This window comes from Pseudobutyrivibrio ruminis HUN009 (assembly GCF_000703005.1).
Taxonomy (GTDB): Bacteria; Bacillota; Clostridia; order Lachnospirales; family Lachnospiraceae; genus Pseudobutyrivibrio; species Pseudobutyrivibrio ruminis_A.
In genome coordinates this window covers 161,527-185,378 of sequence record NZ_JNLH01000001.1, presented here as the reverse complement: position 1 = coordinate 185,378, position 23,852 = coordinate 161,527, and the positions used below count along the sequence as shown (strand labels likewise).

The window sequence follows — 23,852 nt, the reverse complement described above, 5'->3', positions numbered from 1 at the left end:
GAAATTAGAATTTTCTGAAAACCGACTGAGATAATACAAGCTTTGCAACTTTATGAAAATGTATTGACTTATAGGTTTTTATCCTATAGAATACATCTTGTTGTTGAGGAAACAACAGCCTAGTTGGCTGAGATTTGTTTCAAAAATGCTTCGCATTTTCTCAACATCACGATTTTCCTTCACAAGTTCGGAAAATCCTGATAATGCGCGAGTGGCTCAGTTGGTGGAGCACCACCTTGCCAAGGTGGGGGTCGCGGGTTCGAGTCCCGTCTCGCGCTCTACGGAAAAGGCTCACAAATGTTGATTTTATCGCATTTGTGAGTTTTTTATTTTGCGATAAAAGGGGTACAACCTAGGGTACATTCTATGTTTACTTGGTGTTGTATCTCTTTTTTGATAATGGGCATTGGTCTAAGGCGGATAATGGATTTTTATTATTCTCCTATCAAGGTAATTACATTGAAGATGACTTGATTGTAAAATTTGATAAAAATGGCAATGTTGTATCAATGAAAGACTATTATACTGAATAAACATACATTGCCGTTTTAAGAATGAATTAGTGAACAATAAGTATGCTCTGTTCTATATGACATTTTGTCATATAGTTGACATCTATAGCACAATTTGTTATATTGATTGTAACAGAGGAGGTGATTATATGAACGAAATAGTAAAAAGCTTTTTGAATTCATCAAAAATACCTGAAACGACTAATCATACAGTTGAAAAAATAATGAATTTTCTTACTGAACCAGAATCTGTTCAGGCAATGATATTAATGTCTGAGCTTGAACAACCTGCATTGTCTGGTGTTGTAAAAAAACTCGAAGAGAATTTCGCATATAGCGATTTCCCACTTCATAGGAATGCACCTGACAAAAATGCTCCTAACCGTAGAAATGTAGGTTGGATGGTTAAATACGTAATGCGTGAGTTTGGATATACACCAATACGAGAGGATTCTGTTCAAACAAGAATTGGAAAATTTTCTAAAGCTAGTCATTTTTCAACAGCTGCAGTATATGAAAAAACTATTGAAAATCCAAATTATATTCTTAAATTGGGAATAGAAAAAAATGAATAGAGATGTGAGATGTAAGATTTGTTTTAACTAAAGTGAAAAGGGTACAAAAGGGGTACAGGTAAAAATGACAGTCCTGCAAACCTCCTTTTTACTAGTGATTGCGAACACACCCAATATTCGAGTCCCGTCTCGCGCTCTTTTAATATAAAAAATGAGGTCATCCAAATGGGTGACCTCATTTTTTGTATTAAAGAGCACTTTACATCGAGACGGGACGACCTATCACGATTTATCGAGCTTGCGATGAGAAATCGTGATGCTTCCTTAATCCCGTCTCGCGCTCGACGTTTAGAGAGTCTAGAATGCTTGATAATTCAAGTGTTCTAGGCTTTCTTTTTTTGCAAATGGAACAATTTTTAGGTGTCCACTAGGTGTTCCCTGAGTGGTAGAACCCATCGCATCAAGTTTTGCTTTCACATCTTCTAGATAATCCTTCTGCGCAAAGCTGTAGTTCAAGTTGGTCTCGATTGAATGTCCAAGCATTGCAGTTCTATCCGCTACAGTTATTTCCATAGGAATTAACACATTTGAATTAAGTGACATACGGAAAGCATGATTGTTTGTTATTGTAAGTTTGGCTGGAAGTATGGAAATTGCTTATGATTTGGACATTAATCATTGGGGTGGCATCTATAAAGAGGATATGATGCAAGAAGGACGAATTGCATTGCTTGGGGCTACTCAGACCTATGATGAAAGTAATGATGCAAAATTTTCTACCTATGCATATACGATTGTTCGTAACGCAATGACGGACTTATGTCGTAAAGGAATTTCACCATATGAAAACAGAATGATTGAAGCTGGGTACACTCAAGAATTTTTTGATGATTACTATGCAAGGGATAAGGATGGGGTACATATATCAGAAACTATTGGTGAAGCTGAATTTGACCCAACTGCAAGACGAGCAGTGCTGAGAGTAATGATTCAAAAAATGCAAAATAGATTAAAAGTCTTGCCACCACGTTTACAACGTTTGCTGGCTTATAGATATGGGTTTGGTATGACAGAATGCAAATCGATCAGTGAAGCAGCAGCTTTTTTTATCTTGACAGAAATTATCTTAAAGCATTTGAAAAGAATGCCTTGGCAGAGCTTAGGGATGGTATGAATGATGGGAAAATTATATAGAAAATTAATAGTATGAAATACTAGGAGCCTTCTTTGAAAGGCTCTTTTTTAATCTTCTATTACACAGTGTTCTATAGCGTATTCAAGGAAAATGCCAATTAACTCATTACGGGTATGTCCTGTTTTTGAAGAAACTGATTCAATTTTAGAAACAGTTTCTTCTTTTATTCTTATAGAAAAGATTTTATAGCCATCATCACCTTTGGGTCTTTTGGGATGAAGTATAAGACTTTCATTATTTGTTGAATCCATAATAACACCTCCATAAACAAGTTTATGTTTTGAAAGGTGTGATAAATATGTTATAGTTTATGTTATATCATATGTTATAAAATGAAGGGAGTAAGAATAAAAATGGGTTTTACGACAACTACATTTCTGTTTATTTTTTTGCCAATATTGTTGGCTTTTTATTTTGTCTTTTATCTCAAAATGAGGAAAAGCGAATCAGTTAATAAGATTGGTAATTTTATCTTAATAATATTCAGTTTTATTTTCTATTCATGGGCACTGGCTATAACGGCTAATATTTTGCTGATTTTCTCTGTGATTGTATGGCTAATTGGTTTGTGGATTGAGCATGCCAGGAGCTCGGAAGTGGTTGTCCCTATGTACAAGAATGGAATTAGAAATGAGAAAACTGTTAAAATTGCAGTGATTCCATTAACAATAGGGCTAGTAACTACAATTGGATTGCTATTTCACTTCAAATATTTTGCAACCATTGCACCGTTAATTTCACAATATGCATATATTGACCCTAATAAATATGCATCTATTACGGTTCCACTTGGTATTTCTTTTATAAGTTTTTCTGTGATTTCATATTATGCAGATATATATTTAGAAAAGGCTTCGGCAGGGAAATTTTCGGATTGTCTGCTATATATTTTCTTTTTTCCGAAAATTATTTCAGGACCCATTGTATTATGGAGAGAGTTTCAAGAACAGCTTAAAGCACGTGATATAAACGCGGATACATTTGTATCTGGAATTAATTTAATAGTAATAGGTTTTGCTAAAAAGGTAATTTTGGCAGATACATTTGGAGCACATGCTGATACGCTAAAAGGACAATGTATTGATACACCTACCGCCTGGTTTGGATGGATTCTATATGCACTGCAAATATATTATGATTTTGCAGGATACTCTGACGCTGCAATAGGGACGGCCAGATTATTTGGTTTTAATATATCAAAGAATTTTGACTTTCCTTACCGTTCAATATCCATAACAGAATTTTGGAGAAGATGGCATATTTCATTAGGAAATTTCTTTAAAAACTATATTTATTTTCCACTTGGCGGAAATAGAAAAGGACAAAGTCGTACATTAGCAAATTTGTTTATAGTGTTCGTTATTACCGGAATATGGCATGGCGCAGGAATGGCTTATATTATCTGGGGAACCTTGCATGGGATATGTGTGGTTATCGAACGTTCCATTAACCATAAACAATGGTATGCAAGTATACCAAATTTTCTTAAATGGGTAGTAACATTTTTTATATCAGCAAGTGCATGGCAATTCTTTAGATATGGTGGGAACGGAATAAGTGCCTTTGCTGCCTTAGGACAATTATTTGGATTGCATAGTTCATACACAAGTGAGGATATTTTGTTTCCGTTAAGATATTACGCTGATAACAAGGTTATAGTTCTTATTTTAATTGGATTTATAGGGGCAACAATATTAGGTGACAAGCGTATTCTTAATCTTTATGAAAAACTGAAAGCTAACAATGTGTTTTATTTATTACAAGAGTTGACATTAATAGTTTTATTTGTTATATCAATCTCCTTTATGGTTAGCTCAAACTATAATCCATTTATTTATTTCCAATTTTAGAAGAAAGGGGTTTGATAATGAAAAAGATTATAAATATTCTTACAATATGTGTGTTTTGTTTGGTGATGGTTATTCCGTTTATTTTTACTAATCGAGATAAAGATGCTGTTTCAGAAACGGATAATAGAGCATTGGCGGATAATCCTATTACGGTTTCTCTTAGCGGAACTCGTTATGCTGATGCAGTTAATAATTACTATAATGATAGAATTGGATTTAGAGCAGATTTAATAGATTTTAATGGAAGAATTGCCTATCAAGTTTTTCATCAATCTCCAGTTGAAAGAGTAATTTTAGGACAAGATGGTTGGTTGTTTTACAGTAGTGAAAAGGCAAGCGATGGTGTTTCGATATCACAATACATGGGTACAAAAAGATATTCTGAAGAAGAATTGCAATTGATTGCAGATAATCTAATAAGAACAAGAGATTATTTAGCTGAAAGAAACTGCGAGTTTGTTTTATATATTGCTCCAAATAAAGAAAGAGTATATTCTGAGTATATGCCAGAAAGTTACCAGAATATAAGGAAATCTGAAACGTGTGGCACAGAACAAATTATAGAATATTTACGTGAGAACACAGATATACGAGTTGTATGGCCATATGAAGATTTGGTATCTTATATGGATGAACATCCTGACGAGCCAGTGTATTTTCATTTAGATACACACTGGAATGAATTGGGCGGTTATATTGGAGCAAAAGCATTATTAGATGAATTAGGAATAGAAATAGAATCTGCTGATGATATTAGTAAATCTGCAAATAAAGCGATTAATCAAGGCGATTTAAGAAATATGATGGCTGTAGACGATTGGCTGTTAATGGAAGAGACAGGATGGCAAATTGATGGATTTCCAGCTAAGAATACAATAATCGAGGAAGAATCCTTTACTGGTCACTGGAGATACTATAACGAAGATAAAGACCCAAGAACATTATTGGTAAATCGTGACTCTTTTACATCTGCAATGAGATTGGAACTAGGGTCTTCATTCAATAATGTTGATTTATGTCACAGAGCATCATATACACCTGATTTAATTGCAGAAGATAATCCAGATATTTTTGTATATGAAACTGTTGAAAGAAGTGTGGATGGATTAAAGGATTTACATCTTATTCCTGAAGAATAAATGAAATAATCACTGATAATGAAGGCATCTTGACATTTGTCCTAAAAATGCTATCATGTAATCAAAGTTGGGAAACCAATGTGGGCTGTTCGAAAGATCTGGGTCCAACCTAATTATGCGGGAAGACTTCCCGCTTTTTTTTTGCTATGAATGAATTAAGTATATTTATTGATGAATCAGGTGATTTTGGAGGATTTCAGAAACATTCGCCTTATTATATTGTTACAGCAGTGTTTCATAATCAGTCTAATAATATCAATCCTGAACTGGAAAAACTGAATAGAGAGCTTAGCAATTTAGGCTATAAGAATCCTATAATTCATACTAGACCACTAATTAGGCGAGAAGATGATTACAGTGAAATGACTCCAAATGAGCGAAGAGCGATTTTTTCAAAGTTATTCTTTTTTGCTAAGAGGTGTGACATCAAATATAAGACTTTTTTATATGCAAAAAAAGAGTTTTCAGATGTATACAAACTACAGGCAAGAATTGCTAAAGATATGTCTCAATTTATGAAGGATAACATGGGATATTTCTATAGTTTTGATAGAGTTATCCTATACTATGACAATGGGCAACATGAATTATCTCGAATTCTAAATATTGTGTTAGCTACAGTCTTACCAGATTATGACACTCGTGAGGCTATGCAAAAAGACTATAGATTATCACAAGTTGCAGATTTATTATGCACATTGGAACAAATGAAGCAGAATCTTGCAAAAGGAATTCATTTATCGAATTCGGAAATGTTGGTATTCCATAATGCGAGACAATTCAAAAAAGATTTTTTAAAACCTTTGAAGGATTTAGAGTTTTAAATCATATCTTAGGTGACCCCTCAGGTGTTTCTTTAGCAAATAGCGGTGCTAGAATCCCCTTTCTATCAGTATTTTTAGATAAGGAATGCAATTCGAGTCCCGTCTCGCGCTCTTTTAATATAAAAAATGAGGTCATCCAAATGGGTGACCTCATTTTTTTATTATTTAGTATGTATCTAACTTTGAAAGCAGTTCCAGATTGTATTTTTCGTATTCATTAAAAACGCTATCATCGAAGTCTGCTGCTTGTACTTCTGGAAGGTACCAGAGTTGTGTGAGGAAAAAATTGTTTAAATCTTCATCTGTAAAAATATAACCATGTCTAGCATAGATTTCATTTTTTGCTAAATGAATGATTACAGGTTCAACATTTTCGAAATCCGATGCTTGATAGTATTGGGTATCTGTATTAAATAGAGGGTAGCAATCTACAGAGATATCAGTGCATTCACGAACTACTTCCTTATATTTTAAGAAATCAGGATAGTACGAAGTCTCATCTTTATAGTGACTTCGTTTATCAAGCTCAGCTAGCAGCTGTTCCTCGGTCCAATCGTCATTATATTTATTTAAAGTAGTATCGCTGGTGGTAGTTTGAGAATCATCGTCCTGCACTTTAATAAGATCATAATGCCCATTAATTCCATAACCTATCACGTTGTCTTCTGACAGGACAAAATCATCCACATCAATAGTAATGGTATTGTCTTTTAATTGAATTAATAGTGTTCCACTATTATCCCAACCATCATCTGTAAATTCATACGTACAAGTTCCATCTATAATGGTTCCAGTGATATTATCTATTTCGGCAAATCTATCATATGAGCTTGTTTGTGTATAGAGAGATGCGTTTGTTATTTTATCGCCTTCTATTTCAATATTAAATTCAGCTCCACTATCTGTTATGCGAGAACCATCAGTAGACCATAAGCCTACATAATCAGAGTAGTCTTCAGTAATAGAGTCTGAACTGGATGACTCATCATTGGCTGGCGCACTAGTAGCATTATCGACTGTGTTTTCTTGTAGTTCCTGTGTGTTGGTTTCTCCACTAGATTGATTGCATGCTGAAAGCAACAATGTGCTAGCAATTATTAATAGAATAAGCTTTCTTTTCATTAATTAAGTCCTCCGATGATGTAAAATAATCAACTAAAATGCAAAAACAGTCTTCTAACTGGAACAAATAAGACCAGCATCAATACAAAGTTGGATATGCAATGTACTAAGTCCCAAGGGATGCCAGCAATCCACCATGGAAATGCTGTGTTTATAGCGGCTGTTAATCCGCCTGAGAATAGCCCGATTCCAAAATATGTTAGTGAGCATAGTGCCCCAAAACATAGTCCGAATATTCCGGAAAAGATTGCCCAGAATATGGGCGATTCTTCTTTCCTGAAAAACCATGCTAATAATACTAGCAGTGGCCATATGTACATATACATTATCCACCAGGTATTCATGCCATAAATGGCACCTTCCACTAGGATAAATGCAGGGACTACTGCAACAATTTTGCGCCCGAAAAAGAGTGTGAACATTATTAGCCAAAACGTTGTAAGTTCCACATTTGGGGCAAAACTAAGAACTGCTTTGCAAACTTCAATTAATGCAATCATCATTCCGATGAGAGCGATATCTTTGGTTGTAAATCTGCTGTCCATATTACTGTGCTAATTCGTAAGTCCATGTATATGTGTCACCATCAACTACTGGCTGCTGGTTAGCACTATATTGACCATATTCTCCGTTAACATATAATGCCCAGTATGCATTGTCTTCGGCGTAGATAGCCTGAGTTCCGTTAATCACTTCTACCATAAGTCCGTAGTCTCCATCCTGACCGCTGAAAGAAAAACTATCATCAGATTCTGCCAACTCATCCATAGCATCCTTTAAATACTCAGCGTCAGTGTGTACATCGTATGTTGTTGATTCTCCGTTATTATCCACAACTTCAATTACAATTGACTTTGCACCTTCAGTAGGCTTTGCGCTGAATTTGTTATAGCAAAGAACAAATATTGCGATTAAAGCAACAAGAGCAACAGCTCCGATTATTATTTTCTTTAAACTTTTCTTTTCCATAAGAATCTCCTTAGTTTTATTGTAGGATATAGTTTAACAGATTGTGCGCTATGAATGAATAGCAATGCCGTCATTTGACACATATTACACTCTATGCTAGAATTCACTCCGTTGTACTTTGATAATTGAATAGAGGTCAAGAAATCCATGTATTTATTCCTCGTTTTAGCGCCATGCACCAGGATGACTGGTTAACGAGGAGGAGGGATTATCGAAAATTCGGCGGGTGCCCTCCCGTGTTGCCTAACGCGAACGCATTAGCAAATATGCAGGTAACTGCAAAACAAAAATAATGCGATAGGTAGTTTTGAACTTTCACAGCATTGCTGTAATACATAGAAAGAATGAGGAATAAAATATGTGTGGAATTATAGGTTTTTTAGGAAATGATGCCTTAGCTAATATATTAGATGGATTAGAGCTTCTTGAGTATAGAGGATATGACAGTGCAGGACTTGCTATCAGACGTAATAATGAAGGCGAGTCAGAGGTGTACAAGTGCCAGGGCAGAGTTAGCGACCTTAGAGGAATTGTTCCTGCTGAAGGTGCTGATTTTAGCTGCGGTATTGGTCATACCAGATGGGCTACTCATGGTGGAGTATGCGATAAGAATGCTCATCCACATCGTTCGGGAAAGGTTACATTAGTTCATAACGGCATTATTGAAAATTATGCTGATTTACGTGAAGAATACGAGCTTGAGGATAAGCTTGTTACTGAGACAGATACTGAGGTTGTTGCAGCTCTTATTGATAAGCTTTATGATGGTGATCCAAAGAAGACAATCAAGAGAGTAATTAAAAAGATTAAGGGTACATTTGCGTTTGTAATCATGTTTGACGATAAGCCAGATACTATCTACGCAGTTAGAAATGTTAGCCCTATCGTAGCTACAACTACTGATGATGCGACTGTATTGTCTTCTGACCCAGCAGCACTTTTCAAGTATTCAAAGGAGTACTTTGTACTTGATGAGAGAATTATTCTTACAGCAAATCGTGACGGCATTTCTTTGGAAGATTTCGATGGTAATCCAGTTGAGCCAAATTACACAAAGGTTGATTGGGATGTTTCTGCTCCAGGAAAGCAGGGCTATCCATATTTCATGGAAAAGGAAATCGATGAGCAGCCAACTTGCATTCGTAGAATCTTAAGCAACTATCTTGTTAATAATGATATTGAATTTGGTTTTGGCGGCACACTTGACGATGCTTTAAAGAACTTCAATCGTATTTGTATTGTTGCCTGTGGAACAGCTTTACATGCAGGTATTATGGGAGCTCAGTTGTTCAAAAAGTGGGCAGGAATAAATGTAGATACTGAAATGGCTTCAGAGTTTATTTATTCTGACACTGTAGTAGGTCCTGATACACTTTTCATTGCAGTTTCTCAGTCAGGTGAAACAATCGATACCTTAGAGGCTCTTAGAAAGGCAAAAGCAGCAGGTGCATTATGTCTTGCAATCTTAAATGTAAGAGGTTCATCAATCTCACGAGTTGCAGACTACACACTTTATACTGATGCAGGCCCAGAGATTGCTGTTGCCAGCACAAAGGCGTATACAACTCAGATGTTGATGTTCTACATGCTTGCTCTTAAGACAGGTCTTGTAAGAGGCACAATCACTGAGGAGTATTTTGAGGAAGCTACTAGCAATCTTAGAAAGATTCCTGATGCTATGGCAGAGGTTATCGGCCAGAAGGATGCAATTCACAAATTGGCAAAAGAAGTAATCACAGCTTCTGATCTTTTTATGATTGGTAGAGGCTTGGATTACACAGTACTTATGGAAGGCGCCTTGAAACTCAAGGAGATTTCTTACATTCATTCAGAAGCATATGCAGCTGGTGAATTAAAGCATGGTCCAATCGCTCTTATATCAGAGGGAACACCAGTTATTGCTGCAGTAACTCAGACACATTTGATTTCAAAAGCGTTGTCAAATGTTAAAGAAATCAGAGCTCGTGGAGCAAACGTTGTGCTTATTGCAAAGAATGAATTAAAGGCTGATTTCTCTGATGAGTATCATGTAATTGGTCTTCCAGATTTAGATGACGAGTATATGTCATTCCCAGAAATCGTTGCTCTTCAGATTTATTCATACTACGTTTCAGCAGATAAGGGACTTGATGTTGATAAGCCAAGAAACCTTGCAAAGGTAGTAACAGTTGAGTAATAGATATTTATATGGAATAAATATGTGGATTTGACCAGAAGTACAACAAAGGTCCATGTCAAAATGACATGGACCTTAAATATTGCATATGAAATTAATTTAAAGTACCAAGATAATCCTGAATAGCTTCAGTTGTGATATCGTAATACTCGTATGTAGCATTTTCTTCGGCTGCTGTTGTAGCCTTTGTATAAATTGAAAAACCAATCCAAACAACAATAGCCAATCCAATAACGGCTACACAAAGGATGCTAAGAGCTTCCTCGATTTTCTTCTTTCTGACAATTGATCTACGATGCTCGCGCTCGTATCTTTTCTTATCTACCTTTTCTTGACTCATTTCTTCTCCTAAACCAAACTGTGATATTTCCAATAGGAACAGCCTGATATTTTACAACTACAAGATATAGTAACGCAATTAGCTTTGATTTTCAAGGAAATTTGGGCAGAATGGGTACGCAACTAAATATTAACTAAAAACAGGAAAAGAACTGTTCAAACCGCAAGATATTGTGGTAGAATTTATACTGAATATATTATAGACATAGTCTAGGTAGTTTTACGAAGGAGATATAAGTTATGAGTAAAGCTGATGTGATTTTTAAAGAAATGTGCCGTGATATCTTAGAGAATGGCACAGATACAAAAGATGAAATTGTGCGCCCTATCTGGGAGGATACTGGCGAAAAGGCATATACAATTAAGCAGTTTGGTGTAGTCAACAAATACGATTTAAGAGAGGAGTTCCCAGCTCTTACTCTTAGAAAGACAGCACTTAAAACAGCTATGGACGAAATTCTTTGGATTTACCAGCGTAAATCAAACAATATCAAGGATTTAAAGGGCCATATTTGGGACCAATGGGCAGATGAAGAAGGCTCAATCGGCACAGCATACGGTTATGTTGTAGGCGAAAAGTTTGAGTTCAAGGGTGAGATGATTGATCAGATGGATTATGTTCTCAAGCAGCTAAAGGAGACACCATATTCCCGTAGAATCATGACAAACCTTTATCAGTTCCATGATTTAGCAACAGGTCACTTGGATCCATGTTGCTACTCAGCTACATATAATGTCACAAAGGATAAGGATTCAGATAAGCTAGTTCTTAATATGGTGCTCAATCAGCGTTCACAGGATGTTCTTGCTGCAAACAACTGGAATGTTTGTCAGTATGCAATCCTTCTAATGATGGTTGCTCAGGTCAACGACATGATTCCAGGTCAGCTTATACATGTCATCGCTGATGCACATATTTACGATAGACACGTGGATGCTATTAAGGAATTACTTAGCCGTCCAGAGCTTCCAGCTCCAAAGGTTCACTTGAACCCGGATGTTAAGAACTTCTACGATTTCACAACTGATGACCTGATCGTGGAAGGCTACGAGGCTGGTGAGCAAATTCGTAATATCCCTATAGCTGTTTGATGAGCAAGTAGTTGACAAGCTCTTAGGTTTCTCAAGCGAGACGTGCTGTCGAGTGGAGAAACTCTAAGGCTTGTAAGCGTAACTTGCGGATTTGGAGGAGATAATGAATTTAATTGTTGCAGTAGATAAGAATTGGGCAATAGGTAAAGACAACAAGCTTCTAGTGAGCATTCCTGATGATATGAAGTTTTTTAGGGAGACCACTACAGGCAAGGTTGTTGTTATGGGCCGAAAGACTCTAGAAAGCTTTCCAAATGGTAAGCCTCTCAAAAATAGAGTAAACATCGTTCTAACAAGAGACCCAAATTACGAAGTGAATGATGCAATCATCGTTCATTCAAAGGAAGAGCTTGATAAAGAACTTAAAAAATATAATCAGGATGATATTTTTGTCATAGGTGGCGAAAGTATCTACCGAATGATGCTAGATGACTGTAAGAGAGCATTTGTTACATATGTTGACTATGCTTACGATGCAGATACATATTTTCCAAATTTGGACGAGCTTTCAGATTGGAAGCTTGCGGAAGAATCAGAGGAGCAAACTTATTACGATATAGAATTTTATTTTAGAACTTATACACGTTAATTGGCACAACTTAAGAGGGTACTAACATGGCATTAAATATTACTGGAAGGAAGTTATTTGTTAAGGCACTTAAAGAAGAAGGCGTAGATACCATTTTCGCTTATCCAGGAGGCATGATTACTGACATCGTGGATGAGCTATACAAAACCGAAGGAATTCGTGTTATTTTAGGCCGTCATGAGCAAGCACTTGTTCATGAGGCGGAAGGTTATGCCCGCGCTACTGGGAAAACTGCGGTCGTCCTAGTCACTTCAGGTCCCGGTGCAACAAATACAATCACCGGTATTGCAGATGCGTACTATGACAGTATACCTATGGTGATTTTTACAGGACAGGTTCCTCTTCATCTTATAGGAAACGATGCGTTCCAAGAGGTAGATATTGTTGGAATGACCCGTTCAATCACCAAATACGGCGTGACAATCAGAGATAGAGAAGATATGGGCCGTCTCATTAAAATGGGATTCCAGGTTGCTTCGACTGGCAAGCCGGGCCCTGTACTTATAGATATTCCAAAGGATATTCAGGTTCAGACTGGTGACCCTGAGTACCCAGAGCATGTTGATATTAGGGGATATCATCCTAATGAAACAGTTCATATTGGCCAGTTAAAAAAAGCTTATCGATTACTTAAATCAGCTAAAAAGCCTTTAATCCTTGCTGGCGGTGGAGTTAGAATCTCTGGAGCAGAACAGGAGCTTCTGGAGTTTGCTACTAAAATGAATGTTCCAGTTACCACTACAGTTATGGGCAAGGGCGTTATGCCTGAGGACCACCAGCTCTTCATTGGTAACTGTGGTATGCATGGCCGTTTTGCTGCCAACAAAGCAGTTACAGAGTGTGATGTGCTGTTCTCAATTGGCACACGATTTAATGATAGAATAACAGGTGAGCTTGATGAATTTGCTCCAAAGGCAAAGATTGTTCATGTAGATATTGCTTCTGCATCTATTTCAAGAAATGTGGTGGTAGATGTACCAGTTACTGCAGATGCTAAAATTGCACTGGAACGTTTGGTAGAATATGCAGAGCCAATGAACACAGCCAAATGGCTTGCTAAGATAAACGAATGGGAGAGTGAACATCCTCTTTCAATGCCTGATACAAAGGTTGGCATTAATCCACAGATTATATGTGAGAAAATCAATCAGGTATTTTTTGATGCAAATATCGTAACAGATGTTGGTCAGCATCAGATGTGGGCAACACAGTTTATCAAATTAAGCGAAGGTCAGGAGTTCATTACATCAGGTGGCCTTGGTACTATGGGATTTGGTTTCCCAGCAGCAATTGGTGCCGCTATTGGCAATCCTAAAAAGCCAGTTGTATTAATTACTGGCGATGGTGGCTTCCAAATGAACATGCAGGAAATGGCCACTGCAATGACTGAGAAGATTCCGGTTATTATATGTATATTTAATAATTCCAACTTGGGTATGGTTCGTCAGATGCAACAGTTATTCTATGGAAAGAGATACGAGATTACAGATCTTTCTGCATCAGATGGAAGTTATTATCCAGACTTTATCAAATGGGCTGAAGGATACAGCTGCAAAGCTATCCGTGTTACTAATCAGGATGATGTATTGTCAGCGCTTGAGACAGCAAGGGCAAATACAGATGGCCCAACAGTTTTGGAATTTATTGTTTCTCCAGACGATTTAGTATTACCAATGGTTAAAAGTGGTACACCACTTAGTGAAATGATTTTGAAGTAGATGTAGAGGGGCTAACAATATGAAGAACAGATGGATTGCATTATATGTAGAAAATCAGGTTGGTGTTTTGGCAAAGGTTTCAGGATTGTTTTCAGCGAAGTCCTACAACCTTCAAACTCTCACTGTTGGTACGACAGAAAGAGACGATGTTTCTAGAATGACTATTTCGGTTAAAGCTGATGATGCCACATTTGAGCAGATTAAAAAACAGCTTAATGCAATGGTTGAGGTCATAAAAGTAATAGATTTGACTACCATGTCAATTCACATGAAAGAAATTCTTTATGCTAGGGTAAACGGGCTCAATAGCGAGTCTAAGACTGAAGCATTTCAAATAGCCAACGTATTCAATCAGGGAGGAAGCGTTAAAATCGTCGATATAGGCGCTGATTCAGTACTCTTTGAGTGTATGTTGACAGAGCGCAAGAACAATGAGATTATAGAACTACTCAAATCACGATTTAAGAAAATTGAAGTCACTCGTGGTGGAGCGGTAGCGGTAGAATCAATCAGCAGTTCTTGCAGATAATATATATTGTAGGAGAAATTAATGAAAAAGCTAAAAGGGAGTTTAGCACTGCTTTTAGTGGTTAGTTTGTGCCTTTGTAGTACATCTGCCAGAGCTTCACAATCAGAAGTAGACCGATTAAAGCAAGAATCGGAAAATGCCTCGCAGGCGGTTGATGATATCAACAATGCCAAGCAACAGGTAGAAGATGCAAAGGGACAGCTTGAGGACCAGGCAGATTCACTTAGTGGACAAATCAGTGATTTAAACACACAGATTACCACCGTTTCAGGTGAAATTTCTGAGACCGAAGAAAACATAGCACTTGTAGAAGCAGATATCGAAACATTGAATGAGCAGCTTGAAACAACACAGGCTTCCTTGGACACACAAAAGGAAGCGATGAAGGCTCGTATTCAATATATGTATGAAAACAAATCTACAAACACGCTAGTTAATTTTTTGGAAAGCGGGTCTATTTCGGAGTTTTTACAACGTCTTGAATATATGGCACAGATTACAGCTTACGATCAGGATGCCATAGAAAAATACGAAGAGACACAGCAGGAATTGGAAGATACAAAGTCTGCTATACAGACAAAGAATGACGAGCTTACAGCATACCAGGATACTCTCCAGAGTAAGAGGTCGGAGCTTGGTACACTTGTAAGCAGCACCACTTCAGCATTAAATACTACAAATTCTCAGATAGAGGTTACAGAGGCTGCTATCGCAGAATTGGAAAAACAGTTAGAGGAAGCTAAAGCATACGAGCAAAAGATTCAGCAGCAATATGAAGCGGCTCAGGTTGCATTGGCTGAAAAGCTTGCTGGTGAAACAGGTGGCTATAGCGGTGGCTATAGCACTACAGATGAGGAAACTCTTCTTCTTGCTGCACTTATTCAGGCAGAGGCGGCAAATCAAGGGGATGCAGGACGTTTGGCAGTTGGTTCAGTTGTTATGAACCGTGTAGCCAGCTCAAAGTTCCCTAACACAGTTTCCGGTGTAATATATGCATCCGGACAGTTTGCACCAGTTACATCTGGGCGTGTGGCCATGATTCTTGCGGAGGGGCCAAATAGTGCATGTCAATATGCTGCGTCACAGGCAATTGCAGGAAATACTAATACAGATGCTTTATTCTTCTGTACTTATTCATATGCTCAGAGCTTGCACGAATCACAGGTAGCGGCTGGGCAATCAGGATTTTTAGATAGAACTTCGGGTACAGTTATAAATGCCCATTATTTCTATAATTATAATTAATAAAGGAGGTTTGTTTTATGGCAACACCACATAATGAAGCGAAAAAAGGGGATTTCGCCAAGACAGTACTTATGCCAGGCGATCCATTACGAGCAAAGTTTGTAGCAGAAAATTTCTTAGAGGATGTAAAATGTGTTAATACAGTTCGTAACTGCCTTGGTTTCACAGGAACATACAAGGGAGTACCAGTATCTGTAATGGCAAGTGGTATGGGTATGCCTTCAATCGGTATCTACTCATACGAGCTTTATGCTTTCTACGATGTAGAAAACATCATCCGTATCGGTTCTGCAGGAAGCTACACAGACAAGCTTAACGTTCTTGATGTAGTTATTTCTGAGAGCGCATATTCAGATAGCACATTTGCTAAGTACACAAATGGCGTAGAGGAGAAGACTCTTTACCCAAGCAAGAAGATCAACGATATCGCTATTGCAAAGGCTAAGGAGCTTGGTATTGATGCAAAGGTTGCAAAAGTACACTCTGCAGATCAGTTCTATACAGCACCAGAAATGGGCGGATGGCAGGCAGTTAAAGAGCGTTGCCAGTGCGATTGTGTAGAGATGGAAAGCTTTGCGCTTTTCAACAATGCAAACATGCTTGGAAAGAACGCAACATGTATGCTTACAATCTCTGATTCTTTCGTTACATCTGAGGAAATCCCAGCTGAGGATCGTCAGAAGTCATTCACAGAGATGATGAAGCTTGCACTTGAGACAGCTATTGCGCTTTAATTTAATATGAGTATTATGAAGTCACTAGTAATAGTGGCTTCATTTTTTACATAGGGTTAGAAGGTATATGTTATGGATATAGTAATCGTTGAGGATGAGATTAGAATCAGGGAAGGAATAGTCAAACTTCTCAGCAAGCTAAATGGGGATTACAAGGTTGTTGGGGAAGCCTCTGATGGTAAAACTGGGTTGGAATTGTGCCAGACAAGAAAGCCTAATTTAGTTATAACGGATATACGAATGCCACAAATGGATGGGCTGGAGATGCTCGTCAATTTGTATGATTCAGGCTCCAATTGTAAGGCCATAGTTCTTAGTGCATACTCGGAATTTGAATATGCCAGAAAGGCAATGAAACTAGGGGTTACAGAGTATCTACTAAAACCTATTTCACTTTTGGATTTTTCAAAAGCTATAGATAATGTATCAATCCAAATGGCTGAGGATTTGCGAAAGAAACCAAAGCAGGTAGGAACGTTGGAACAGATTTTTAGGGACATCATGATTGGGGACATGATGCCGGATGATGATACTGTTTCATATTTAGCAGAAAGATATTCTATAAAGGTTGATCAGAAATTCTTTTTGGTATGTGCATACCTGGGTAATGCATTTGAGGAAAAGGTGAATTCTGGACATAAGTTTTTGAAACAGGCTTTTTCAGGGTATAAAGAAATAAAATATGTTTTGTTGGATTCTGCATTCCATAAAGCTATTTATATGGTGGTTTATGATTATGAAGACGGTCATGACCTGGAAAGATGGATTCAGTCTCAACTTTTAAAACAAATTACAGAAGATATAGTGGTTGGTAGTGAGGAAATACAGGGACTTGAGCTATTGAAGACAGGAATGAGAGAGTTATATCCTTTTATGGATTGGAATATATCTTTTGATGAAGGCATATTGATTTCATATCCTAAAATCACAAATGTTGCGACCACAGTATGTATATATTCAAATCTGCATGAATCTCAAATGAAAACAGCAGTCTTTTCTATGAACCAGGAGAAAATTGAAAAGGCAATAGCCGATTTTCATGAGTTCTTTAATGATGGAAAAGTATACAAGCCACAGGAAATAAAAGAATGTTATGTTAGATTTCTTTGGGCTTTTCTTGAAGTAGGAAAAGAAGCAGGTTGCAAAACGAAATGCGAGATTCAGCGACAGGCTATCTTGGAAAAGATAATGAATGCCAAGACTCGCTCGGAGCTAAGAGATATCTGTCATGATGTAGTTGGGTACTTTGAGTTTGCAGATGAAGAAAAAATGTCCACACATTTGTTGGTTCGAAAGGCGGAAGGCTTTATACATGAATATTACAGCCAGGGCATAACCCTTGATGAGATTGCATCAAGGCTAAATATTACACCGGAATATTTAGGCACTCAGTTTCATAAGGAAACTGGTATGACTTACAGCACCTATATGAAAAACTATAGGATGGCAAAAGCTAAGGAGCTACTTGTAAGTACTTCCTTAAAGCTGTATGAAATAGCTGATAAGGTTGGATATCAGGATCCTAAATATTTTAGTAAGGTTTTTAAAGAAACAACAGGTCAGCTACCAGCTCAATATAGAAGGTCCATGAAATAATTTAATAATGTCATTGGAAAATTCCTCTTTTTTTAGATTTGTCACATTTTTGAAAAATCCTTTACAGGATAAAATGTGGTTACAAACTAATTAAGGAGGATTTTTTTATGAAAAGGGTTAAGGATTTTTTCAGGTATGATAACATCGGTCTTTTGTTTATCCTGCCTGCATTCATTTATATGGCTATTTTTGTAGGCTATCCAATCATAAGTAATATTGGACTAAGTCTTCAGGATGTTTCAGTAAGAAATCTAGCCAACGGTCCTAAAAACTTTATTGGATTGCAAAATTATGTAGAGATATTTGGAGATGAGGTTTTTAGAAAATCACTTGTAAATACGTTGGTGTTTACAGTTGCATGTCTTGTGTTCCAGTTTCTTATAGGTTTCTTTTTGGCATTGTTCTTTAATAAGAGATTTAAATTTGCAAAGCCTGTTAGAGGTCTTCTTATGATTCCTTGGATGATGCCAATGACAGTAACCGCACTTATGTTTAAGTTTATGTTTTCTACAGATGTAGGTATTATCAATTACATTTTAAAAAGCCTGGGAATTATCGATGCTAATATTGAATGGCTTACAACTCCTGGCACGGCAATGGCTGCTGTTGTAATGGCAAATATTTGGATTGGTATTCCATTTAACACCATTCTTCTTTCCACAGGATTGACTACAATTCCACAGGAGCTTTATGAAAGTGCTTCAGTAGATGGAGCAAATAAATTCCAGAAGCTTATCAGTATTACACTACCATTGCTTAGACCAACTATTGAATCTATTTTAGTATTGGGATTTATTTACACATTCAAGGTTTACGATTTGGTTTATGTAATGACAGAAGGCGGACCAGTTAACTCAACACATTTACTATCTACATATTCATATAAGCTGTCATTTGATATGTTCCAGTATAGTAAAGGTTCAGCTGTTGCAAATGTATTGTTTATCATTCTTTTGCTAGTTGGAATGCTTTACATAAAAATTACTATGGAGGGAGAGAAGGAATAATGGAGTCAGAAAAGAGATTAAAAAGAAGAGAAAACATAATTTGCTGCGTACTGTCTATAGTATTGCTGATAATATTGTTGTTCCCTTTGTTTTGGACTTTTATTACATCACTAAAGACTGAGCAGGAAATATTCCAGATACCTCCTACATGGTATCCACATGTATTGAATACAAAATCATATGCAGCTCAAATTGAAACTGGGGATTTCAATATGTTTAAATCCTTTTTCAATAGTTTCATGATTTCTATATGTGCCATGTTTATTGCAGTTGTGTTGGCAGTGCCTGCTTCTTATTCAATTGCAAGATATAGATTTAAGGGAAGAAAGTTTATGCTTTTGTTCTTCTTAGTAAGCCAGATGCTTCCAGTATCAGTATTGCTTACACCAATGTTTATCATGTTTAAGGGTATTCATGTATACAACACATGGGCATCAGCTATTCTTGCAGATGCAACCATTGGTATTCCTTTTTCAGTATTGATTTTGAAGAATTATTTTGCATCAATTCCAGCAGCTTTAGAGGAAGCAGCATATATCGATGGATGCACCAGATTATCAGCATTCTTTAGAATATTGGTTCCAGTAGCAAAGCCTGGTGTAATCGTATGTGCAGTGTTCTCATTCCTTTATGCATGGGGCGATTTAGCTTACGGTATGACATTCATTTTGGATCAGCAGAAGAGACCAATCACTGCCGGAATCTTTAATTTCATGGGACAGTATGGAACAAAATGGAGTTACCTTACCGCATTTGCGATAGTTGCAATTATACCGGTAGTTTTAATCTTTATTTTCATGCAGAAATACATTATCAGTGGTATGACAAATGGCGCCGTTAAGGGTTAATGAGGTGAATAATGTTAGAACAAAATGGAGCATGTCTTAATTATAAGTTTGATAATGAACTGGTTCGAATAGAGCCATGGGGCGAAAACGCAATAAGAGTTAGAGCAACAAAGAATAGTCATTTGCCAGATGAGGATTGGGCTCTTGAAAAGGTAAAGGAAGTCACTCCGGAAATCAAAATAAATAGTAATAATGCAGAGTTTATAAATGGAAAAATCAGGCTAACTATTTCTGCCACCGGCAAAATAGAAATATATAAATTCTCAGGTGAAAAACTGCTAGAAGAATACTCTAGAAATAGGAAAGATATATGTAATCCAAAGTGTAGTGCATTGGAAATAGAGGCTAGAGAATTTGCCCCTATTAAAGGTAGCGATAATTATCATTTGACTATGCGCTTTGAGACAGTCTCTAGGGATGAAAAGCTTTATGGAATGGGACAGTATCAGCAACCATTTCTTAATCTGAGAGGACTTGATTTGGAACTGGCACAAAGAAATTCTCAGGCTAGTGTTCCATTTGTGGTTTCATCCAAAGGTTTTGGCTTTTTATGGAACAATCCAGCTATAGGACGTGCTGTGTTTGGAAACAATATAACAACATTTGAAGCTTATTCAACTAAGGTTTTAGATTATTGGATTGTGGTGGGAGACACACCTGCTGAGATAATGAAAGCCTATGGAACTGTCGCAGGAACTGTTCCAGTGATGCCAGAATTCGGGCTAGGCTTTTGGCAGAGCAAGCTAAGATATCAGACTCAGGATGAGTTGCTTCAGGTTGCTCAGGAGTACAAGAACAGAAATATTCCGCTGGATGTTATTGTGGTTGATTTCTTCCACTGGGACAAGCAAGGTGATTGGAAATTCGATAAGACCTATTGGCCAGACCCAAAGAAAATGATAGAAGAAATAAATGCTATGGGAACGGAGGTTATGGTTTCCATCTGGCCAACGGTATCCTTTGAAAGTGAAAACTATAAGGAAATGCTTGAGAAGGGATTGCTGATAAGAACTGAGCGAGGAATTCGAGTTGGCATGGATTTTCAAGGTGAAACAATACATATCGATACCACAAATCCAGAGGCCAGAAAATTCCTTTGGAATAAGGCAAAAAAGAATTACTACGAAAACGGTGTAAAGATATTCTGGTTGGATGAGGCAGAACCGGAATATACAGTCTATGATTTTGAAAACTACAGATACTATCTTGGAACAGACCTTGAGGTGGGAAATATTTACCCTGTTTGTTATGCTCGTGCTTTCTATGAAGGCATGACAACAGAGGGGAATGACAAGGTAATGAATCTTGCTAGATGTATCTGGGCTGGCGGGCAGAAGTATGGAGCGCTTGTATGGTCTGGCGATATAGCATCAAGCTTTTCTAGCATGAGAAATCAATTGGCGGCAGGCCTTAATATGGGAATGGCAGGAATACCATGGTGGACTACTGATATAGGTGGATTCCATGGTGGTGATCCAAAGTCCCCACAGTTCAGAGAGCTATTTGCCAGATGGTTTGCTTGGGGAGCGTTTTGTCCAGTTATGCGTTTGCATGGAGATAGAGAACCAAGACAACCACAGTATGGTCAAACTGGCGGAGCTACATGCTGTTCGGGAGCAGAAAATGAGATTTGGAGTTATGGAGATGAGGTATATGAAATCTGTAAGAAATATATAAGCATTCGCGAAAAGCTTAAACCGTATATACGGATTATAATGAATGATGCACATGAAAATGGAGCACCATTGATGCGACCATTATTCTATGAGTTTCCAGAGGATTCAGAAAGCTGGAATGTGGAAGATGAGTATATGTTTGGACCAGATATTTTGGTGGCGCCAATTCTATATGAAAACTGCAAAACTAGAAAAGTATACTTGCCAAAGGGCGAGACCTGGTTTGACTATGAGACCAAAAAAAATTACGATGGTGGACAAATAATAGAGGTAGAAAGTCCAGTTGAAATAATACCAATATTTTTCAAAGGAAAAGATAATAATATTCTTGCAGACTAGATTAAGTATCATTAAGATTAAATCAGGAGTTTTTACTCCTGATTTTTTTGAGTAGGGTTTATTGGGGTAATGGGATGAATAAAAAGAAGGCAAGTCTTAGAAGAAGAATAATAAGCGTTTTTATGCTTGTTGCTATAATATCTAGTTTATTTCTTGGCTTTTTCTCATATATGAATATCGCAAATGCGTTACGAGAAAGTGCTAAAAAAAATTCTAATAATACACTCCTACAGGTGGATAATAATATTAATATTTTGCTTGATTCCTATGAGGATGTTTTATATCAAGTATATACAAGCGATGATGTTATCCAGAATATGGATTTAATCAATAATGGAAAGAATTCATCGGTGGCAAAAAACAGCCTTAGACGATATCTGAGAAACCTGGTCAATTCGAAGGATTATATTAGATCCATTACTCTTATTAGTAATACTGGAGAGATAGTGGCCTATGACCAGATGACCAACAAAACATATGAAAATGGCTGGCTTGAAAACTATAGCATGGATAAGGAAAGCTTGTATGCAGAAATCTCTCAGAATGCACTGCTCCATATTTTTTCACCAGAGTATGGCACTACATTTGCCAACGAGGAATATTATTTATTGCACCTTGGTCATAGATTGATTGATTATAAAGATATTCGCCGTGATGTTGGTGTGGTTGTGCTCAGTATAGACGAGCGGATGATTCAGAATAGTTGTGTAACTGGGGAGGAAAGCGGCGATTACATTTTTATAGTAGACGGAAATGGAAAAATAATCAGCTGTGGGGAATATCAGGAATTGATAGGTACAACTGTTGATAATCAATCACCAGATGGATATGCATTGTTTATAAAAGATGTGTTAAATAAAGAAAATTTTGATGTATATCAATACACTGATGAGGCGCTTGGATGGAATATTATTTGTGCAGATAATAATGAGAATCTCGTTGAGGCATTGCACTCACAGTTGCAGCTAATTGTTGTAGTGGAAATAGTTGTATTTTTTCTGATATCACTTATAATCATCGGTCTTACAGACCGTCTGGGCAAATCAGTTGATAGGGTGGTTGAAGGAATGAAATCCGCACAGACTGCCGACTCTCAGGTATATGTGGAAATAGATGATTCTATGCCACTGGAAATTGAAACCATTGCAGTTGGTTTTAATGAGATGATAGAAAAACTTAGGGTTGCAAATTACAGTGAGCGAATTGCTATGATTAAGCAAAAGGAGGCTCAGATAGCAGCTCTTGAAGCTCAGATTAATCCACATTTTCTTTATAACACACTGGATACAATTAATTGGATGGCTATAGATAAAGATGAATACGAAATCAGCAATGCCATTGGTGCCCTTGCCTCTATTTTGAGATATGCCATAAGTGATAGTAATGCAAAAGTTACAGTGGCGGATGAGGTTGAATGGCTGAAAAAATATATCTTCTTGCAGCAGGTTCGATTAAAAAATAAATTTATCTGCAATATAGACATAGCGCCTGAAACTAACGAGCTAACGGTTCATAAACTGCTTTTACAACCATTTATAGAAAATGCAATTATACACGGATTTGAACGTGAACAGGAGGAATGCGTCCTGACTATTACAGCAGTTAAGGATTCTGATCTGGTAATTACAATAGAGGACAATGGAAAAGGTATTGCTCCGGATATTGTGGAAAAGTGTAATTCTCTTCAAATTCTAAACGAAGATACAACCCAGCATATTGGTATGGGAAATGCTATAACCAGAATCAGGATGTATTATGGCGAGCTTGCTGAAGTATTCGTTGAAAGTGTCTTGGGGAATGGATCAAAGATTACAATTACTATACCTGTATAAAACAAT

23 protein-coding genes and 1 tRNA gene are annotated in these 23,852 nt (G+C 37.1%); 18 read left to right on the top strand and 6 right to left on the bottom strand.

Features of this window, described 5'->3' with window-relative positions; genetic code table 11:
- Positions 1 to 205 precede the first annotated feature (205 nt).
- Positions 206 to 278: transfer RNA gene (locus BO15_RS0100830), tRNA-Gly, on the top strand.
- Positions 279 to 661: 383 nt separating this feature from the next.
- The gene (locus BO15_RS0100825) at positions 662 to 1,087 is read left to right on the top strand and encodes a hypothetical protein (protein WP_033151629.1); all 426 of its coding nucleotides are present in this window, start codon (positions 662 to 664) and stop codon (positions 1,085 to 1,087) included.
- A 297-nt stretch (positions 1,088 to 1,384) separates the two neighbouring features.
- Here the strand turns inward: BO15_RS0100825 and BO15_RS0100820 are convergent, their stop codons facing one another.
- On the bottom strand, positions 1,385 to 1,630 hold the full coding sequence (locus tag BO15_RS0100820) for a hypothetical protein (protein ID WP_167541195.1): 246 nt from the start codon (positions 1,628 to 1,630) through the stop codon (positions 1,385 to 1,387).
- 43 nt (positions 1,631 to 1,673) lie between these two features.
- On the opposite strand from BO15_RS0100820, the gene BO15_RS0100815 reads away from it, so the two are divergent.
- The gene (locus tag BO15_RS0100815; protein WP_167541194.1) at positions 1,674 to 2,201 is read left to right on the top strand and encodes a sigma factor; all 528 of its coding nucleotides are present in this window, start codon (positions 1,674 to 1,676) and stop codon (positions 2,199 to 2,201) included.
- Positions 2,202 to 2,269: 68 nt separating this feature from the next.
- Here BO15_RS0100815 and BO15_RS0100810 read toward each other — a convergent pair whose 3' ends face one another.
- Complete coding sequence (locus BO15_RS0100810) at positions 2,270 to 2,473, bottom strand: hypothetical protein (protein ID WP_033151626.1); 204 nt, start codon at positions 2,471 to 2,473, stop codon at positions 2,270 to 2,272.
- Between the two features lie 81 nt (positions 2,474 to 2,554).
- Here BO15_RS0100810 and BO15_RS0100805 point away from each other — a divergent pair, with 81 nt between their 5' ends.
- The 3 genes from BO15_RS0100805 (at position 2,555) to BO15_RS0100795 (ending at position 6,035) form a co-directional block, all read left to right on the top strand.
- Positions 2,555 to 4,072, top strand: a complete 1,518-nt coding sequence (locus BO15_RS0100805; RefSeq protein WP_081828507.1) for an MBOAT family O-acyltransferase — start codon at positions 2,555 to 2,557, stop codon at positions 4,070 to 4,072.
- A gap of 17 nt (positions 4,073 to 4,089) precedes the next feature.
- Complete coding sequence (locus tag BO15_RS0100800; protein WP_033151624.1) at positions 4,090 to 5,211, top strand: alginate O-acetyltransferase AlgX-related protein; 1,122 nt, start codon at positions 4,090 to 4,092, stop codon at positions 5,209 to 5,211.
- A 146-nt stretch (positions 5,212 to 5,357) separates the two neighbouring features.
- Complete coding sequence (locus BO15_RS0100795; protein ID WP_033151623.1) at positions 5,358 to 6,035, top strand: DUF3800 domain-containing protein; 678 nt, start codon at positions 5,358 to 5,360, stop codon at positions 6,033 to 6,035.
- A gap of 165 nt (positions 6,036 to 6,200) precedes the next feature.
- Here BO15_RS0100795 and BO15_RS0100790 read toward each other — a convergent pair whose 3' ends face one another.
- From BO15_RS0100790 to BO15_RS0100780, 3 genes are read right to left on the bottom strand one after another with little or no spacing between them, the layout of a single operon-like run.
- Positions 6,201 to 7,157 (bottom strand): YARHG domain-containing protein, encoded by a 957-nt coding sequence (locus tag BO15_RS0100790; RefSeq protein WP_033151622.1) that lies wholly within the window; start codon positions 7,155 to 7,157, stop codon positions 6,201 to 6,203.
- 29 nt (positions 7,158 to 7,186) lie between these two features.
- Entirely contained in the window at positions 7,187 to 7,702 is a 516-nt protein-coding gene (locus BO15_RS0100785) for a hypothetical protein (protein WP_033151621.1), read from the bottom strand.
- 1 nt (position 7,703) lies between these two features.
- Positions 7,704 to 8,126, bottom strand: coding sequence for a DUF4430 domain-containing protein (locus BO15_RS0100780; RefSeq protein ID WP_033151620.1), 423 nt, complete (start codon positions 8,124 to 8,126; stop codon positions 7,704 to 7,706).
- 358 nt (positions 8,127 to 8,484) lie between these two features.
- Here BO15_RS0100780 and glmS point away from each other — a divergent pair, with 358 nt between their 5' ends.
- Positions 8,485 to 10,302, top strand: a complete 1,818-nt coding sequence (gene glmS / locus BO15_RS0100775) for a glutamine--fructose-6-phosphate transaminase (isomerizing) (RefSeq protein ID WP_033151619.1) — start codon at positions 8,485 to 8,487, stop codon at positions 10,300 to 10,302.
- A 94-nt stretch (positions 10,303 to 10,396) separates the two neighbouring features.
- On the opposite strand, the gene BO15_RS0100770 is transcribed toward glmS, so the two are convergent.
- A complete protein-coding gene (locus BO15_RS0100770; protein WP_033151618.1) occupies positions 10,397 to 10,642 on the bottom strand; it encodes a hypothetical protein in 246 nt (81 codons plus the stop codon).
- Between the two features lie 239 nt (positions 10,643 to 10,881).
- Here BO15_RS0100770 and thyA point away from each other — a divergent pair, with 239 nt between their 5' ends.
- The 11 genes from thyA to BO15_RS0100715 all read left to right on the top strand — a co-directional run bounded on the left by thyA (position 10,882) and on the right by BO15_RS0100715 (position 23,846).
- Positions 10,882 to 11,733, top strand: a complete 852-nt coding sequence (thyA, locus tag BO15_RS0100765; protein ID WP_033151617.1) for a thymidylate synthase — start codon at positions 10,882 to 10,884, stop codon at positions 11,731 to 11,733.
- A gap of 103 nt (positions 11,734 to 11,836) precedes the next feature.
- Positions 11,837 to 12,322 carry a dihydrofolate reductase gene (locus BO15_RS0100760; protein ID WP_033151616.1) on the top strand — a complete coding sequence of 162 codons (486 nt, stop codon included), beginning with the start codon at positions 11,837 to 11,839 and terminating at the stop codon, positions 12,320 to 12,322.
- 26 nt (positions 12,323 to 12,348) lie between these two features.
- Positions 12,349 to 14,040, top strand: a complete 1,692-nt coding sequence (ilvB, locus tag BO15_RS0100755; protein WP_033151615.1) for a biosynthetic-type acetolactate synthase large subunit — start codon at positions 12,349 to 12,351, stop codon at positions 14,038 to 14,040.
- 19 nt (positions 14,041 to 14,059) lie between these two features.
- Complete coding sequence (gene ilvN, locus BO15_RS0100750) at positions 14,060 to 14,569, top strand: acetolactate synthase small subunit (RefSeq protein ID WP_033151614.1); 510 nt, start codon at positions 14,060 to 14,062, stop codon at positions 14,567 to 14,569.
- 21 nt (positions 14,570 to 14,590) lie between these two features.
- On the top strand, positions 14,591 to 15,814 hold the full coding sequence (locus BO15_RS12945) for a cell wall hydrolase (protein WP_052169692.1): 1,224 nt from the start codon (positions 14,591 to 14,593) through the stop codon (positions 15,812 to 15,814).
- Positions 15,815 to 15,831: 17 nt separating this feature from the next.
- Entirely contained in the window at positions 15,832 to 16,548 is a 717-nt protein-coding gene (gene deoD / locus BO15_RS0100740; RefSeq protein ID WP_033151613.1) for a purine-nucleoside phosphorylase, read from the top strand.
- 72 nt (positions 16,549 to 16,620) lie between these two features.
- Positions 16,621 to 18,144 (top strand): response regulator, encoded by a 1,524-nt coding sequence (locus BO15_RS0100735; protein WP_033151612.1) that lies wholly within the window; start codon positions 16,621 to 16,623, stop codon positions 18,142 to 18,144.
- Positions 18,145 to 18,251: 107 nt separating this feature from the next.
- Entirely contained in the window at positions 18,252 to 19,151 is a 900-nt protein-coding gene (locus tag BO15_RS0100730; protein WP_033151611.1) for a carbohydrate ABC transporter permease, read from the top strand.
- Positions 19,151 to 19,999, top strand: coding sequence for a carbohydrate ABC transporter permease (locus BO15_RS0100725; RefSeq protein WP_033151610.1), 849 nt, complete (start codon positions 19,151 to 19,153; stop codon positions 19,997 to 19,999). Before BO15_RS0100730 ends, BO15_RS0100725 begins: the two co-directional genes overlap by 1 nt.
- A gap of 11 nt (positions 20,000 to 20,010) precedes the next feature.
- Positions 20,011 to 22,014, top strand: coding sequence for a TIM-barrel domain-containing protein (locus BO15_RS0100720; RefSeq protein WP_033151609.1), 2,004 nt, complete (start codon positions 20,011 to 20,013; stop codon positions 22,012 to 22,014).
- 74 nt (positions 22,015 to 22,088) lie between these two features.
- Complete coding sequence (locus BO15_RS0100715) at positions 22,089 to 23,846, top strand: cache domain-containing sensor histidine kinase (protein ID WP_033151608.1); 1,758 nt, start codon at positions 22,089 to 22,091, stop codon at positions 23,844 to 23,846.
- Positions 23,847 to 23,852: the final 6 nt, after the last annotated feature.

What these genes read in the sequence shown, in the direction of transcription:
- BO15_RS0100820 (WP_167541195.1), bottom strand. Translation starts at nt 1,630, where the DNA reads ATGTCACTTAATTCAAATGTGTTAATTCCTATGGAAATAACTGTAGCG.
- BO15_RS0100800 (WP_033151624.1), top strand. Translation starts at nt 4,090, where the DNA reads ATGAAAAAGATTATAAATATTCTTACAATATGTGTGTTTTGTTTGGTG.
- ilvN (WP_033151614.1), top strand. Translation starts at nt 14,060, where the DNA reads ATGAAGAACAGATGGATTGCATTATATGTAGAAAATCAGGTTGGTGTT.
- BO15_RS0100735 (WP_033151612.1), top strand. Translation starts at nt 16,621, where the DNA reads ATGGATATAGTAATCGTTGAGGATGAGATTAGAATCAGGGAAGGAATA.
- BO15_RS0100815 (WP_167541194.1), top strand. Translation starts at nt 1,674, where the DNA reads ATGGAAATTGCTTATGATTTGGACATTAATCATTGGGGTGGCATCTAT.
- thyA (WP_033151617.1), top strand. Translation starts at nt 10,882, where the DNA reads ATGAGTAAAGCTGATGTGATTTTTAAAGAAATGTGCCGTGATATCTTA.
- BO15_RS0100790 (WP_033151622.1), bottom strand. Translation starts at nt 7,157, where the DNA reads ATGAAAAGAAAGCTTATTCTATTAATAATTGCTAGCACATTGTTGCTT.
- BO15_RS0100810 (WP_033151626.1), bottom strand. Translation starts at nt 2,473, where the DNA reads ATGGATTCAACAAATAATGAAAGTCTTATACTTCATCCCAAAAGACCC.
- BO15_RS0100770 (WP_033151618.1), bottom strand. Translation starts at nt 10,642, where the DNA reads ATGAGTCAAGAAAAGGTAGATAAGAAAAGATACGAGCGCGAGCATCGT.
- ilvB (WP_033151615.1), top strand. Translation starts at nt 12,349, where the DNA reads ATGGCATTAAATATTACTGGAAGGAAGTTATTTGTTAAGGCACTTAAA.
- BO15_RS0100760 (WP_033151616.1), top strand. Translation starts at nt 11,837, where the DNA reads ATGAATTTAATTGTTGCAGTAGATAAGAATTGGGCAATAGGTAAAGAC.
- BO15_RS12945 (WP_052169692.1), top strand. Translation starts at nt 14,591, where the DNA reads ATGAAAAAGCTAAAAGGGAGTTTAGCACTGCTTTTAGTGGTTAGTTTG.
- BO15_RS0100715 (WP_033151608.1), top strand. Translation starts at nt 22,089, where the DNA reads ATGAATAAAAAGAAGGCAAGTCTTAGAAGAAGAATAATAAGCGTTTTT.
- BO15_RS0100720 (WP_033151609.1), top strand. Translation starts at nt 20,011, where the DNA reads ATGTTAGAACAAAATGGAGCATGTCTTAATTATAAGTTTGATAATGAA.
- BO15_RS0100730 (WP_033151611.1), top strand. Translation starts at nt 18,252, where the DNA reads ATGAAAAGGGTTAAGGATTTTTTCAGGTATGATAACATCGGTCTTTTG.
- BO15_RS0100795 (WP_033151623.1), top strand. Translation starts at nt 5,358, where the DNA reads ATGAATGAATTAAGTATATTTATTGATGAATCAGGTGATTTTGGAGGA.
- BO15_RS0100805 (WP_081828507.1), top strand. Translation starts at nt 2,555, where the DNA reads ATGAAGGGAGTAAGAATAAAAATGGGTTTTACGACAACTACATTTCTG.
- glmS (WP_033151619.1), top strand. Translation starts at nt 8,485, where the DNA reads ATGTGTGGAATTATAGGTTTTTTAGGAAATGATGCCTTAGCTAATATA.
- BO15_RS0100825 (WP_033151629.1), top strand. Translation starts at nt 662, where the DNA reads ATGAACGAAATAGTAAAAAGCTTTTTGAATTCATCAAAAATACCTGAA.
- deoD (WP_033151613.1), top strand. Translation starts at nt 15,832, where the DNA reads ATGGCAACACCACATAATGAAGCGAAAAAAGGGGATTTCGCCAAGACA.
- BO15_RS0100785 (WP_033151621.1), bottom strand. Translation starts at nt 7,702, where the DNA reads ATGGACAGCAGATTTACAACCAAAGATATCGCTCTCATCGGAATGATG.
- BO15_RS0100780 (WP_033151620.1), bottom strand. Translation starts at nt 8,126, where the DNA reads ATGGAAAAGAAAAGTTTAAAGAAAATAATAATCGGAGCTGTTGCTCTT.
- BO15_RS0100725 (WP_033151610.1), top strand. Translation starts at nt 19,151, where the DNA reads ATGGAGTCAGAAAAGAGATTAAAAAGAAGAGAAAACATAATTTGCTGC.